General features: G+C 39.8%; 12 protein-coding genes. 5 read left to right on the top strand and 7 right to left on the bottom strand.

The window, feature by feature from the left end; genetic code table 11:
- From rsmA to lptD, 4 genes are read right to left on the bottom strand one after another with little or no spacing between them, the layout of a single operon-like run.
- Positions 1-810 carry a 16S rRNA (adenine(1518)-N(6)/adenine(1519)-N(6))-dimethyltransferase RsmA gene (gene rsmA, locus HII17_RS01955; protein WP_169073634.1) on the bottom strand — a complete coding sequence of 270 codons (810 nt, stop codon included), beginning with the start codon at positions 808-810 and terminating at the stop codon, positions 1-3.
- Positions 807-1,790, bottom strand: coding sequence for a 4-hydroxythreonine-4-phosphate dehydrogenase PdxA (gene pdxA / locus HII17_RS01950; protein WP_169073633.1), 984 nt, complete (start codon positions 1,788-1,790; stop codon positions 807-809). The genes rsmA and pdxA overlap by 4 nt, the downstream gene beginning before the upstream one ends.
- Positions 1,790-3,091 (bottom strand): peptidylprolyl isomerase SurA, encoded by a 1,302-nt coding sequence (gene surA / locus HII17_RS01945; protein ID WP_169073632.1) that lies wholly within the window; start codon positions 3,089-3,091, stop codon positions 1,790-1,792. Before surA ends, pdxA begins: the two co-directional genes overlap by 1 nt.
- A 12-nt stretch (positions 3,092-3,103) precedes the next feature.
- Entirely contained in the window at positions 3,104-5,380 is a 2,277-nt protein-coding gene (gene lptD, locus HII17_RS01940) for an LPS assembly protein LptD (RefSeq protein ID WP_169073631.1), read from the bottom strand.
- 157 nt (positions 5,381-5,537) lie between these two features.
- On the opposite strand from lptD, the gene HII17_RS01935 reads away from it, so the two are divergent.
- The 4 genes from HII17_RS01935 to HII17_RS01920 all read left to right on the top strand — a co-directional run bounded on the left by HII17_RS01935 (position 5,538) and on the right by HII17_RS01920 (position 8,652).
- Positions 5,538-6,536: an aminoglycoside phosphotransferase family protein gene (locus HII17_RS01935; protein WP_169073630.1), complete on the top strand. Its 999-nt coding sequence runs from the start codon at positions 5,538-5,540 to the stop codon at positions 6,534-6,536.
- A gap of 5 nt (positions 6,537-6,541) precedes the next feature.
- The gene (gene murU / locus HII17_RS01930; protein WP_211185252.1) at positions 6,542-7,210 is read left to right on the top strand and encodes an N-acetylmuramate alpha-1-phosphate uridylyltransferase MurU; all 669 of its coding nucleotides are present in this window, start codon (positions 6,542-6,544) and stop codon (positions 7,208-7,210) included.
- A gap of 14 nt (positions 7,211-7,224) precedes the next feature.
- Positions 7,225-8,028 (top strand): co-chaperone DjlA, encoded by an 804-nt coding sequence (gene djlA, locus HII17_RS01925; RefSeq protein WP_169073628.1) that lies wholly within the window; start codon positions 7,225-7,227, stop codon positions 8,026-8,028.
- 72 nt (positions 8,029-8,100) lie between these two features.
- A complete protein-coding gene (locus HII17_RS01920; protein ID WP_169073627.1) occupies positions 8,101-8,652 on the top strand; it encodes a lipid-binding SYLF domain-containing protein in 552 nt (183 codons plus the stop codon).
- A gap of 27 nt (positions 8,653-8,679) precedes the next feature.
- Here HII17_RS01920 and HII17_RS01915 read toward each other — a convergent pair whose 3' ends face one another.
- Genes HII17_RS01915 through rapA form a run of 3 tightly spaced genes read right to left on the bottom strand, consistent with a single transcriptional unit; the run spans position 8,680 to position 13,276 of the window.
- Positions 8,680-9,624 carry a DUF3530 family protein gene (locus HII17_RS01915; RefSeq protein ID WP_169073626.1) on the bottom strand — a complete coding sequence of 315 codons (945 nt, stop codon included), beginning with the start codon at positions 9,622-9,624 and terminating at the stop codon, positions 8,680-8,682.
- Positions 9,625-9,677: 53 nt separating this feature from the next.
- The gene (gene rluA / locus HII17_RS01910) at positions 9,678-10,364 is read right to left on the bottom strand and encodes a bifunctional tRNA pseudouridine(32) synthase/23S rRNA pseudouridine(746) synthase RluA (protein ID WP_169073625.1); all 687 of its coding nucleotides are present in this window, start codon (positions 10,362-10,364) and stop codon (positions 9,678-9,680) included.
- 8 nt (positions 10,365-10,372) lie between these two features.
- A complete protein-coding gene (gene rapA / locus HII17_RS01905; RefSeq protein WP_169073624.1) occupies positions 10,373-13,276 on the bottom strand; it encodes an RNA polymerase-associated protein RapA in 2,904 nt (967 codons plus the stop codon).
- Positions 13,277-13,837: 561 nt separating this feature from the next.
- On the opposite strand from rapA, the gene HII17_RS01900 reads away from it, so the two are divergent.
- Positions 13,838-15,226, top strand: coding sequence for a PhoH family protein (locus HII17_RS01900; RefSeq protein ID WP_169074140.1), 1,389 nt, complete (start codon positions 13,838-13,840; stop codon positions 15,224-15,226).
- Positions 15,227-15,282: the final 56 nt, after the last annotated feature.

The raw sequence follows: 15,282 nt of genomic DNA, 5'->3' as shown, positions 1-15,282 counted from the left end.
TTAACTTAATGGATTTTCATCGACATAGTTTGCTACAGCGATGTAATTATCTATGGTTAAATTTTCTGGTCTTAAGGTCGGTGTTAGACCTAGAGATTCCAATGCTTCAGCTGATATCATTTTCTTAAAACTATTGCGAATAGTTTTGCGTCGCTGGTTAAACGCCGTTAAACAAACCTTATTCAATGTTTCTAAATTATTTACTGGATTGTCGATTTGTTTATGTGGAATAAGTCTAACAATTGCTGAGTCAACTTTTGGTGGAGGCTGAAATGCTTCAGGACCTATCGTCATAACCGGAACTACTTGGCATTGGTATTGGGTCATGATTGATAAACGACCATAAGTTTTTGAATCTGGGCCTGCAGCCATACGATCAACGACTTCTTTTTGCAGCATAAAGTGCATGTCTTGAACGTGCGCTTTAAACGACAGCAAATGGAAAATTAACGGTGTTGATATGTTATATGGCAGATTACCAAAAATTCTAAGCGGTTTATCTGGCATTGCTAGGCTGCCAAAATCAAACTTTAACGCATCTATTTCATGGATCGTTAAATGCTTAGCCAAAAAAGGATGATGCCTTAAACGTTCGGCTAAATCGCGATCTAGCTCAACGACTGAAATATCTCCAGCACGGTCGACAACGGGTTCAGTCAATGCGCCTAAACCAGGGCCAATTTCGATAAGATTTTCGCCAGGCTCTGGGTTAATTGCATCGACAATGCGACTAATGATTGCGTCATTATGTAAGAAATTTTGGCCAAATCGCTTTTTCGCTTGATGGCCTAAATGGGTGTTTTTACTCATGATTGATTTTGTGCCAAATCTATTGCGGTATTTAATGCTTCAATAAAGCTACCTGTGTCAGCCTTGTTTTTTCCTGCTAGTTCAAGTGCAGTGCCGTGATCTACTGATGTTCTAATAAATGGTAGGCCAAGGGTAATATTGACTGAAGAACCAAAACCTTTATATTTTAATACTGGAAGACCTTGGTCATGGTACATAGCAAGAATTGCATCGGCGTCTTGTAAGTATTTTTCTTGGAAAATAGTATCTGCAGGTAACGGCCCAATCAGGTTAATACCTTCATTGCGCAGCTCTTCAAAAGCGGGATTCATTACCTCAATTTCTTCTCGACCTAAGTGACCATCTTCACCGGCATGAGGATTTATGCCGCAGGCATAAATCTTCGGCGATTCGATACCAAACTTTTCTTTAAGATCTTGGTTTAGTATACGAGTGACTCTTTGTAGCCGTTCGTGCGTAATCGCTTTGGATACGTAGGCTAATGGTATGTGAGTAGTGACTAACGCTACACGTAACCCTGGTGTTGCTAACATCATAACTACGTCAGAGCAGTTTGCTTGATGAGCGAAGTATTCAGTATGACCACTAAAAGCAATGCCTGCCTTGTTAATCAATCCTTTATGAACCGGACCAGTGACAATCGCATCAAACTCGCCCGACATGTTCATCTCACTGGCGACTCTTAGCGTTTCAACGACATAGGCACCATTGTTAGCATCTAATAAGCCAGGTGTGACGTCAGTATCGGTTGGCATTGACTTAATTGTTAAAGTGCCAGATTTTTGAGCGATTGGCTCTTCATTACTATCGAATTCGGACAATATTAATGGCATGCCGAGCTGTTTAGCGCGATCTGCCATTAATTTAGGGCAACCGACAATGACCAGTTGCACAGGCCAGTCTTGCTGCGCAAGTGCGATAACTAAGTCTGGACCAATGCCAGCAGGTTCGCCTGGTGTGATAGCAATGCGTTTAACCATTACTTAATGTCCTGCTCGAATATTTCAATATAAGCTTCATCACGAGTTTCTTTGATCCAGCGGGCACTTTCCATACCAAACTTACGATTGAATAACAGTTGGTAAGCTCGGTTTTCGTTCATCTGCTTTGTCGCATCTAGCATTCTGCGCTCAGTTAGTTGAGTTAAATGCCAACCGAATGAAGAGCGGAAAGGTTTATGGTATTCACCTTCTTTTAACGTTGCCAATGCATCTCTAAATGCTGGGTCGTAAGAATTTGGGTCAGCCCAACCTAAGTCACCTCCACGTACAGAAGTAGGACCTTCAGAGTGCTCTTTTGCTAACTCAGCGAAATCTGCTTCACCGGCGTTAATTTGGTCTAAAAACCCTTGTAAAGTCGCCTCTGCTTTCGCTTCACTTAGAATGATTGAAGGTTTAATCAAGATATGGCGTGCTTTAACCTCTTCAACTTCAACGACTTCTCGGCCTCGAATATCAAGAATTTTAACAATGCTAAAACCTAAACCAGTACGAATTGGTCCTAATATTGTGCCTTTTTCTTTTCCGTCGATAATTTCAGAGAACAATGTTGGTAGTTCATTAATATTGCGCCAGCCTAGTTCGCCACCTTCTAATGCATTTGCATCACCAGAAGAGGCAATCGCAATCTTTGCAAAGTCAGAACCGTTATTCAGTAATTCGATAACTTTTTCTGCGCGTGTTTTCGCGGCATTCATGTCGTCTTGTGTTGGCTCAGCTGGAAACTCAATTAGAATATGACCTAAATTGTATTCTACGTCTTCGCTTGTTTGCTCTTTCATTTCGGTCAGCAAGTTGGCCACTTCCTGAGGTGAAATATAAATACGTCTTCTAACATTTGCTCGACGAACTTCACCAGAAATTAGTTCTGTACGGACATTTTCGCGATATTTTTCGTAATCTAGGCCATCACTGACTAATGCATCACGAAATTGCTCTAATGTGAGGTTATTCTCTTTAGCCATATTGGTAATGGTGCTATCAAGTTGGGCATCACTAATTTGTACGCCCATCCTTTCTCCCAATTGAACGATAAGGCTATCGTTAATAAGCTTATCGATAACTTGAGTACGCAATGCGCGATCAGAGGGTAAGCTTTGATCGTTTTTTTGGGCATTTGATTTTATATTTTTAAGTAAGTCCTGCACTTCAGATTCAAGTACCACACCAGAGTTAACTATGGCTGCTACTTTATCTAATGGGACTTCTTCTGCTTGCGTTGTTGTAAACATGCCAACTAAAATTGATGACATTAATGTAAATGCAGTAAACGTTTTCTTCATGAATTTAATTTCTTAATTATTGAGAAAGTACGGGCGTTTATAGCCAAATATACTTGAGTTAAACATATCTTGAGTGCCAACTGTTGATTTTTGGCTACCGAACCCTTTAATAACAAACTGTACCACGAATCCACTATCAAATTCATCGCGGTTTTCATTGCTATAATTAAACTCGTCTAAATCAGAATTGATATGACGATGGTACGCAACACGAACTGCCCAACAGCAACTTTCGTATTGCAGGCCAGCATAGCTTTCTAAGCTGCGCTTTTGCTTTAAGTCCTGAGTATAACGACCAACGAATTGCCACTCTTTGGTTAGTCTGACACTCGAAAGCAAAGAAAGTTGCTCTAAAGTTGAACCTGACACATTACGAGAGTATCTATGATTAAGCTGGAAGATATTGTCACGATTCTGTCGATAGTCAACATTTAGCTGACTTTTGTTCGTGGTATTGCTTTCCGTGCTGTACTGAATGTTGCCATTAAATTGCCATTGATTGTTTGCACGTAAATACATGTCGGCCGCTAATGCTGATTTATCTGCGGCAATGCCTTGTTCCTCGTTCACAGCAATATTACTGTCATTTAAGTAGACAATACGGCCAACACTTAACCTAAGTTTTTCAGTATTTGATTGATCTAGTAACCTACTTGTTACCCCCCAAGAATATTGGTTAGCTTCGGCAATTCTATCTAATCCGCTGAAACGTTTGTCTCTAAATAAGCCTTGATAATCATCTTGTAGCGTCGCGGTGTCATATACGCCAATATCACTTTGATCTTTGTCTGGAATGTATAAATATTGCAGCTGAGGCTCTAGTGTTTGAGTATATTTGCTACCGAAATAGTTGGCATCGCGATCAAAGTTTATGCCGCCGTGAAACCTTGCTTTGGGTAATGTTCTTTCAACTGTTTTCTCTAATTTTGAACCTGATGATATGCGTTCTTGCTCGTAGTAGGTTTGCATCAACTTAAATTCTGAATTAAAGAAATAAGCAGGGCGATTAATCGGGAAAGTAAAGCCAGCTTCTACATGATAACGACTAGCTTCCGGCAAGTCTGTATTTGGTGTTTCAAAGCGTGACAGTTCTGAATAAATATCAAATTGACCATTTAGAAATCCTAGCTCTGTGGCGCTGGATATTTCTATTTGAGGTACTGTTTTGTAACTTTGGACATGATTTCCAAGTACTTCAAAATCTTGGACTTTCATAATGCCTTGCCAATTTTCACCAAAATAAGCGAGTTCGCCAATTTGGTACAGATAAGCGTCATTTGAGTTGTAATGTTTACTACCAATGTCGACAAGGTAATTGTCGTCACTTATGGAGGCATAATCGACGTGGGCACGGAAATTATCTGAAAAGTTGCCTATGTGCTGGTATCGCCACAAGTATCGCGCATCATCACTTTGTACTTCGTTGTCTTTATGCAGATACTCTATGTCTAGTTGACCTTGTTGATCATTAACTAAATACCTAAATTCTGTAAGCAATTGCAGTCCGCGTTTCGACATATATCTAGGGGCTACAGTTGCATCGTAATTCTCAGCAATATTGATGTAATAAGGGAGTTCTACTTCAAAACCTGACTTATTAGACGATTTGATGGTTGGTTCCAATAGTCCAGATTTTCGCTCATCTGTGACGGGAAAAGATAAATATGGGACATAAAGTACAGGTACGTCTAATATTTCAAATCGAGCGTTGAATGCTTCACCTTTGTTTTCTTCAACAGATATCGAGATCTCGCTGGCTTTTAATTGCCAATCAGGGACTTCTCCGTGGCAAGTGGTGAAGCTTGAATCGATTAACGTGAGATCACCATTAGCGGTTACTACTATTTTTCCAGCACGACCATGACCGGGATTGCCAGCTAAAAAATAAGACGCTCCAGATAATGAAGTAGCGTTGCTTGATTCAGAGGCTGATAATTCATTGGCGAAAACATTAACACCTTCACGTTGAAAGTGAATTTCTCCTGACGCTCTTAATTCAGCATTTAGGCGATTAAAGGCGACTTCATCAGCGGTAATTTGCTGATTATCTTTTATTAATGTTACACCACCTTTGAAGATGGCTTGCTGGTCTTTCTCTATGCTAGTAAAGTTCGATAGAATTTGAATGGTGCCTTTGTCCAGCAGAGATGAATTTGTACTAATTGTTTTAAATTCAGGCAGCGGACAAATAAGTTGCTCGGTTTGAGTGTCTTGCTGTTGTGCTATTAAAGAATAGCTAGGGATAAGCAAAAAACTTGCTAACAACAGTTTATAATATGGAAAAGGCATTAAGTGTCCGGGATAAATTTACCGCAATAAAACCGATGATTGCATGCACCAGTTTCTCTTGATTGTTTTTGTTTCGCTAAACTTGGTTATAATATCGTAATTTTTGATAACTCGCTAATTGATCACATTGGCTTTTTACACTTTTTAGGAAATATTTTTGTCTTTAGAACAAGCTAACACCAGATTAGTTCAATGGCTTCATCAATCAGGTTATCCAGAAGTTAATCAATTAGTCCCAATGACGGGGGATGCAGGCTTTCGTCAGTATTATCGATTTAACTTTCAATCACAGTCATATCTTGCAGTCGACTCACCGCCAACATACTGTAATAACGAAGCTTTTTTTAATATTGCTAGTTACTTAAAGTCTGTTGATATGCAAGTGCCGGCAATTTATGCAAAAAATCTTGAACAAGGGTTCTTTTGCATAGAAGATTTTGGACAATGCTTGTTAGCAGAAAAACTATCTACTGAAAACATGAAAAGCTGGTACTCAAAGGCAATTGCAGAATTACCTAAATTAGCTTTACTAGAGCCGTTACAGGGGATGCCCAAGTTTGACGCCGCATTTGTTGCACTTGAACTTAAGATATTTACCGAGTGGTTGATTGGGCAATATTTATCTCTGAGCTTATCAAGCCAAGAACAGCAAGAATTAAAAGACGCATTTAAGGTATTAACCGATAACATTTTGGCTCAACCACAAGTGTTTATGCACCGAGACTTTCATAGTCGAAATATAATGGTACTGGCGGATGAGTCACTTGGAATTATTGATTTTCAAGATGCGGTTGTTGGCCCTATAACATATGACGTCGTATCGTTATTACGCGATTGCTACGTTAAGTGGCCTCAAAAAGATGTTTTAACTTTATTTAAGACATTTACCGAAGTAATGAACGAACGTATGGCAATTGACATTGATTTTACAACATGGAAAAGGTGGTTTGATTTGACGGGCTTACAGCGACATATCAAAGCAAGTGGCATATTTGCTAGGTTGCTGTTACGAGATAATAAGTCGAGCTATATCAAAGATATTCCACTAACACTAAGTTATATTGTTGATATTGCTTCACAATATCCAGAATTATCTGCATTAGCGAAGTTAGTGGAAAACAAAGTACTACCTGCTGTAAAGAGTAAGTTAGCGTGAAGGCGATGATCTTAGCGGCAGGCCGAGGTGAGCGAATGCGTCCACTTACCGATGTCACGCCTAAACCATTACTGCAAGTCGCAGGCAAAGCGCTTATTGAATATCATTTAGAACTTTTGGCTAAGCTAGGAATAGAAAATGTAATCATTAATCATGCATGGTTAGGTGAAAAAATACCGGCCAAACTGGGTAATGGTGCTAGTTATGGTGTGAGTATTGAATATAGTGACGAGTCGACAGGGGCGCTTGAAACCGCTGGTGGAATTATCAAAGCTTTGCCTTTGCTAGGAGATGAACCTTTTTTGGTGATCAATGGTGATATCTTTTTAGTTGCACCAAACATAAAGTTACCAAAGCTTGATGAAGGAAAGCTGGCGCATTTGTGGCTGGTAGAAAATCCTTCACACAACCTCAAAGGTGATTTTTATCTAGACAATGGCCTAATAGAAAATCAATCATCATCTGATGCACAATCATATACTTTTAGTGGTGTAGCGATTTATCGCCCGGCATTTTTTGAACAATCACCAGCTGAACAGAAATTGGCATTGGCACCACTGTTGAGATTAGCGGCAGACAAGCAACTGTTGTCAGGTGAAGTATTAACTTCTGAGTGGACAGATGTTGGCACACCACAAAGATTAGATAGCTTAAATAGACAAATAAAAGGTTAATGGCAGGACTGTAAATGCGATTTTGGGGAAAATTACTGGGTTTAATCTTTGGCTTTATGCTTACCCGAAATATTTTTGGTGCGCTACTTGGTATGTGGATAGGCCATCGATTTGACAAAGGCGTCGGCTTTGATTTTGAAGGTTTAAATCGAGAAAGCGAAATGAATCGCCAAGCGGCATTTTTTTACACGACGTTTTCCGTAATGGGGCATATTGCTAAAGCTAAAGGTCGTGTCACTGAGCATGAAATCGCTTTTGCGACAGCTTATATGAATAAGTTGGGCCTAAAAGGAGATTTAAGACAACAGGCGCAAGATGCATTTAGGGAAGGTAAGCTCGCTGGATTTCCATTAAAAGAGCGAATGCAAAAATTTAAACGTAGTTGTCGATCTCGAAACGATTTAATGCTGATGTTTTTAGAAATCCAAATTCAGGTCGCGTTTGCCGATGGCACGTTAGATCCCTCTGAACGCGATGTACTACACCAAATTGCTCGCTATCTTGGTTTTTCTGCGAGTGATTTAGACCGGTTGCTGGAAATGATTATTGCTGGTGAGTCTTTTCATCAACAAAGTGGCCGTACAGGAGCTACAAACGGAAAAAACCATGCAAGTTTAGTAGAAAATGCATACAAAGTGCTGGGTGTTGAAAAAAGTTCGTCTAAACAAGAAATTAAGAAAGCATATAAAAAACTAATGGCCCAACATCACCCAGATAAACTCGTTGCTAAAGGTCTGCCAGCAGAAATGATGGAATTGGCCAAACAAAAAACACAAGACATTCAAGCGGCTTACGATTTAATTAATAAGCAGAAATAAGCTAATTAGTGGGTTGTACTACACGGATGTCTGCTAAAGTTTGTAATAGATTTATTAATAAGGAAATGCATTATGATGAAGACGTTGATTACGCTTTTTACCTTGCTAATGTTACCGCTGACGGCAAGTGCTGGAGTTGATGAAGAACGCCAAGAAGTAAAGGAAATGCGGAAAAAAATACTAACGCGCTTATACAAAGAAGAGCCGTCAACAAAAGCTAAAATTGCCAAAGCAGCCGGTTATGCGACTTTTTCTAATATTGGTGTAAACGTTATTTTCTTCTCTGCCGGTGGCGGTAGTGGTGTTGTACATAACAATAGCTCAGGTGCAGACACATATATGTCTATGGCGACAGCAGGTATAGGTATTGGTTTAGGCGTAAAAGATTTTAATGCAGTTTTTATTTTTAAAACCAAAGATGCAATGAATACATTTATCGAACATGGCTGGGATTTTTCAGGCCAAGCCGATGTAGCAGCTAAATCAGGAAAAAAAGGTGCGGAAGGTAGTACAGCAGCTACAGTTGTTAAAGGTGTAGAAATATATCAAATGACTGAGAATGGTTTAGCATTGCAGGCGACATTGCAAGGCACTAAATATTGGAAAGATGACGATTTAAACTAAAACAAATTTTTGACCACAAGAGGTAAATTACCAACCGATTGTGGTCAGCCAGCCTTTAATTTCTTTAGCAAGGTGCTGTTCTGGATAATAACCGGTTCTAAAATTAGTCAGCGTGCGTTGACGGTAATAAGGCTTTAATTCTTTTTGAGCGAGTTTTTTTCTTAATGGTGCAAAGTGCGTTATCCAAGTGAGATCTTTTTTCAGCACGACATCTAATACCGGTATTTCTGATTCTGCCATTACATTGGCAAGCTGTTGATTATCTGCTGAGGTTAACATATGTGCACTAAGTGTAATAAAAGCGTTGGGTTTCTCTACTTTTTCTTGTTGGTATAAATTCATTAATACTGCGGCATTGTTGCCTTGGGCTATCACTAAAAATATTCCAGGGTAATCTGCCGCTTTTTCCATAACTGCGGTCATTAAGGGTGCCAGCTTATTTTGGTATTCGTCGAGAGTTTTTTGGTTTTCTTCAATTGCTTCGCTATGTTTTTGGGCAAGGCTTGGATAGTTCTCTGGCTTGGCTATTGGTTGTAGTGTAATCGTTGTCCAACCTTGTGATGGTAAATTTTGTCTTAAGAAGTTTATCGCTTTGACGTCAGTGGCGGGTTGGCTCCACTCTGGCAATAAAATCGCTACGCCTTTGTCTGAACTATGGGTATCAGGCTGAGTGATCGTCAGAAAGTCTTCAGTACCGGCTAACATAGGTTTAACCAAGGTTTCATCGACGCTATTTTTGATGTCTTGTTCAAACTGGTCGATTAGTGCCACAGGAGGATTGATTGTTATTTTGTCGGCTGTCTTAGCTGGTGTTTCGCTTGAGTCTATGTCTGATGTCGGAGCGGTTTCTTGGCTCTGGGTTGTTGAGTTTTCGGACTCTTCAGTTGACGTTTGTTGAGCTACAGTAGTACCTAAAAAGCTTCCTAACGTTAGGGAGATACTAAATAAAATATAGATAAACTTTTTAAACATAGGCTCAATTTATAAATGCATTCAGTTATTTATCGGTGATTGACTACAAACCTTTAGTTCTCAGGTTCATTTGCTTCGAACGTACAAGGAGCACTAAAGCTCAATGTTTGATTTGTGACTGGGTGGCTTAAGCTTAAATTCATCGCATGTAATTGCAATCGATTGCTCAGTGCCAACGCTTTATCATGTGCATATAATCTGTCGCCAATAATCGGGTGCCCCAGGGCAAGCATATGAACCCTTAATTGATGCGATCGACCGGTTATAGGTGTTAGCTCAACTAAACTTGTTTGTGGTTCTTCTTTTAAAACACGATATAAGGTTTGGGCTTTTTTACCGTGTTCATGATCAATTTTTTGCTTTGGCCTATTTGGCCAATCACAAATAAGAGGCAAATCAACTTCTCCTGATTTTTCAGTCAGGTGACCATAAACTCTCGCCAGATAGCTTTTCTTTGTTTGGCGTTTTTCAAATTGCCGGCTGATACTGACATGTGCGGACTTGTTGAGCGCCATAATTAAAATGCCGGAAGTCGCCATATCTAAGCGGTGAACTATAGTCGCGGTTGGCAGCACAGACATAACCCTGTGCTGCAAACAATCTTGATGCTCAGCTAAACGCCCTGGTACAGATAATATGCCGCTTTGTTTATTTAATACCACTAAGTCATCATCTTGATAAATAATTTCAAGGTAAGGTGATTTAGGCGGTTTATAAATAAAATCAGGGTTAGCGACCATTTAACACCCTAATGTGTAACTACAATTAATCGAACAGCTTCGAACGTTAATTGTGCTTTTTCGATATAGTGTGTTAATTCGCTTTGTTGGCGCTTGATAAAGTCTAATTCCTCTTGTCTAACACTTGGGTTTATCGCGGCTAGTGCTTCTAGTCGTTCAAACTCTTGGTCAAGGGTGCTGTGCATGTTGACTAATGCTTTGTCGGCAATAGCAGGGATCTGCGTTTTCGCATGTTCTTCTGCTTTAGTTACCAATGGCTGTACTTCACTTTTAAGTGCTTTAACTAACTGAAGTGCTACCTGTTTTTTCACTGGCGTCAATTGCTGCTCAAGTACCTGTGATGACACTTTACTTGCCAGGTTATTGCCTGACTTATCCACTAAAATACGAATTGGCGTCGTTGGTAAATAGCGACCTAACTGCAGGTGAGTTGGGGCTGTAGCTTCAACCGTAAATATACACTCAAGGAAGAAAGTGCCGACAGGCAGTGCAGGGTTCTTCAATAGACCAATGCTTGCATTACCGGTTTCGTCACTTAATACCAAGTCCATTGCCCCAGTCACCATGGGATGATCCCAAGATAGCAAATGATAATCTTCACACGCTAATGCGGTATCACGATCAAAAGTTACAGTAAGACCATCTTCAGGTAGGTATGGGAAATTTGCCGAAAGCATATGTTCTGTCGGGTTCAAGGCAATAGCATTATCAGCTTTGTCATCCTGTTGAATGCCATAAACGTCAAATACTTGGAACATAAATTGTGGTAAATCAATTTGCTGGTCTTGATTTGCTACTTGTTCAACAATATCGTGTGCCTTACCTTGACCGCTAGAGTTCAGTTCTAATAGCTTATCGCGACCGTTTTCTAGCTCGCTCTTAATAGCTAAGTGTTGCTGGTGGCTTGCTGAAATTAAAGTTTCTACGTTGTCGCCTTGCCATTGTTGACTAACAATAATTTCTTCAAGATTTTTACCTTGCGCTTCAAATACTGCTCTACCTGTAATACAAGTATGTTCGAAAGCATTCAGTGACTCATGGTACCAACGATACAGCAACGACTGCGGAGAATTTTCGAAATAAGGAATATGCAATTTAATCGTTTGTGTTTGACCTATACGATCTAATCGGCCAATACGCTGTTCCAGTAAATCTGGATTCGTTGGCAAATCAAAAAGAACAAGGTGATGAGCGAATTGGAAGTTTCTGCCTTCACTACCAATTTCTGAACATAAAAGAACTTGTGCGCTATCTTCCTCTTGGGCGAAATATGCTGCGGCTCTATCACGTTCGAAAATACTAAGGCCTTCATGGAAAACCGCAGCTCTAATGCCTTCTTTAACACGTAGCGCTGTTTCTAATTCAATCGCGGTCGCGGAATGTGCACATATCACTAAGACTTTTTCATTCTGTAATGACTTCAATAAGTCGATAAGGAAATTAACACGCGGATCGATATCGTGCCATGGTGTGCTTGATTGCCCTAAACTATATAGTTGTTCTGGCGTAGGTAAATACTTACTTTGTTTTAATGAATTAACTTCTTCTAACGATTTGTCATCAAGTAAATCGAAATAGGCCGCTTCATATTCATCAGGCAACTGCATGGCTGTTGCCAACGCTTTTCGCTCAGGGAATCCTTTGATTGTGTTGCGGCTATTTCGAAATAAAATGCGGCCAGTGCCATGGCGGTCGAGTAATTGATTAATCAGTTGTGAACGCGCATCTTCTTGTGTTGGTTCATCACCAGTGCTTAACGCTACTAATAAACTGTTGATGTCCGATTCTTTAAGTAATTGCTGTAACGTTTCACTTTGACTTTCGGTGAGTGGCTGTTTAGCAACTAAAGCATTTGCGGCGTCAGCAACCTCTGTATAGTGGCTTTCTTCTTCAATAAACGCTTGGTAATCGAAGAAGCGATCTGGGTCTAGCAACCTTAAACGAGCAAAGTGACTTTCGTGACCAAGTTGATCAGGTGTCGCGGTTAACAGCAATACACCAGGAATAACTTGAGACAGTTGCTCAATGCATTGATATTCGATGCTTGGTGCTTCTTTTGACCAATTTAAATGATGTGCCTCATCAACAACCATAAGATCCCAATCTTCGGCGATTAACGATTCATACCACTGCGGGCTCTCTGTTAGAAAATCCAAATTAACTAGTACTAATTGCTCTTCACTAAATGGATTTTCATCACCACTTTGTTGGCAGCGCTCATCATCATATATCGCAAACTTTAAATTAAATCGGCGTAGCATCTCGACTAGCCATTGGTGCATCAGTGATTCTGGTACAACGATTAATACACGTTTTGCTCGGCCACTAACGAGCTGTTGATGGATAATTAAGCCAGCTTCGATGGTTTTACCTAAACCTACTTCATCGGCAAGTAAGACACGTGGGGCAAAACGGCTTCCCACTTCCTCTGCTATATATAACTGATGTGGTATTAAACTTACGCGACCACCACTTAAGCCAACCAATGGTGATTGTTGTTGTTCGTATTGGTGCTTTAAACACGCCTTGCGCATGCGAAACCAATCTAGTCTATCTACTTGGCCGTTGATTAACCTGTCATGTGGCTTATTAAACTTGATAAAGTGATCAATCATCACTTCCTTTAGTTGAACGTTTTCTTCGGTATCGCTGCGTTGTCCGGTATAGGTGATAATGCCATTTTGTTCTTCAACAGATTCAACGGTTAACATCCAGCCTTCATGGCTAGGAATAATATCCCCTTCATTGAAAACAACTCGTGTTAGCGGAGCGTTGTCTATTGCGTATTTCCTAGATTCACCTGTTGCTGTGAATACAACGGTAACAAAACGACTTTCTACACTTGTTACTGTACCTAGGCCTTGATCAGATTCGCTGTCACTGATCCATCGTTGACCCGGAAAAAATTGCATATTGAAACTCCACAAAGAAATTAGTCAGCCAAAACATCAAAATAAGGCTAACACCAACTTTATTAATTAATCGTTCACACAATGTTGATGAGCAAGCGCACTATCAACACATTTAGCGATAAGCATTGAATAACGAGTTTTAGGGATATCATCTTGTTATTTAAGTTTTTCTAGTGTTAAAAGTGATTGATTATTTAATATGTAATTCGTGTAAAAGCCTGACTATGGCGAAAAAGGGCGACATATTACCGTTAATATTAGTTGTAATCATTAAAAAATTCGCCTTTCTGGATAGGAATTTTATACAGGCAAATTTAGCAGGAATAAACGAGTAGTTAATTTCCTACTATGACAGGTTTTTAGGTGCGGTCAATAGCGTAAATTTATTCACGAATTTCTTAAAAAAATTCGCTTGATAGATCAAAGATAAGCTGTCAAAGTGAAGTTGACTTATATGTTAATGGATTTTAATCAACCGCATGAAAAATCATCTCAGGTTGATATAGTTAAATGGCTTTATCGTCTGAGACTGATGGCTCTATGCTAAGTGAGCGTGCCTATATGACTAGCGATACCATCATTTATGTCTTGGATACCAATATCCTTCTCCATGAACCTTTCGCCTTCCTTTCCTTTAAAGAACACGATGTCGTTGTACCTATGACGGTACTAGAAGAACTTGATTCAATAAAAGATAGAAAAAGAGATGTTAGCCGAGATGCTCGCGTCGCTATTCGAGCGTTGGAAGATGTATTGGCTAACGCAACACCAGAAGAAATTATTGAAGGCGTGCCGCTTGCTACCACGCTTGGTAGTAATGAACAGGCACCAAGCGGTTGCTTATCAATTATTAATGATTATGCTTTAGAGCAAAAAGCATCAACTCTGTCATTTAATGAAAATGACAATCGCATTATTAATGCGGCAATTCAGATCCAAAACAACAACACCGAACGAAAAGTGGTGTTGGTGACAAAAGACATCAATATGCGCCTCAAAGCTAAAGGCGCCGGCATGGGACATGTTGAAGACTACCGCACCGATCAACTTATTGATGACGTAAGGTTTTTAACCAAGGGATATCATAAATTCGATGGTGATTTTTGGCAGCAAGTTAAAGAGTGTGAAAGTGAAACGGAAGGTCGCACTACTACGCATTACATTAAGAAATCCGTGTTGCCAGCTACTTATATGAATGAGTATTTGCTCGATGAAGGTGAACACTTTGCTGGTAGAGTAGTCGGTTGGGACGATGAAAAACTGGCCATACAAGATTTGTCTCGTGAACGACTAATGGCTAAAAATGCATGGGGTATTCATCCGAAGAATATTTATCAGGGCATGGCAATGGATGCTTTGCTAGACCCAACGATAGACTTAGTTATTCTTACAGGCCCTGCAGGGTGTGGTAAAACATTGCTAGCATTAGCAAGTGCATTGGAAACCGTTATTGAACGTGGACTTTACGATAAGGTTATTGTTACGCGTAGTACTCCTGAAATTGCCGAGTCTATTGGCTTTCTTCCGGGTACAGAAGAAGAAAAAATGGCACCTTGGCTTGCTGCTATTACCGACTCTCTTGAAGTGTTGCATAAACAAGATGAAAGCATGAGCGGTAGTATGAACTACATTATGGAAAAAGCTAATATTCAGTTTAAGTCAGTGAATTTTATGCGTGGTCGCAGTATTCAAAATGCTTTTGTATTGTTAGATGAATGTCAAAATCTGACGGCATCACAATTAAAAACGATTATTACTCGCTGTGGTGAAGGTACTAAACTGGTGTGCTCGGGTAACTTAGCGCAAATTGATAGTAATTACCTAACGGCAGTAACATCAGGCTTAACCTATATCGTTGAACGGTTTAAGGATTTTCCCGGTAGTTCTACGATTAATTTAAATGGAGTCGTACGTAGTCGATTAGCTTCGTTTGCCGAAGAAAACCTGTAGTTGATTAAGTGCTTAAATACGATTTAAGTTAACGATATAACTATCCAACTAAGAAA

This window comes from Thalassotalea algicola (genome assembly GCF_012932965.1).
Taxonomy (GTDB): Bacteria; Pseudomonadota; Gammaproteobacteria; order Enterobacterales; family Alteromonadaceae; genus Thalassotalea_F; species Thalassotalea_F algicola.
Note: the sequence above shows the minus strand (reverse complement) of the source record. Positions and strands in the feature narration are given on the sequence as shown.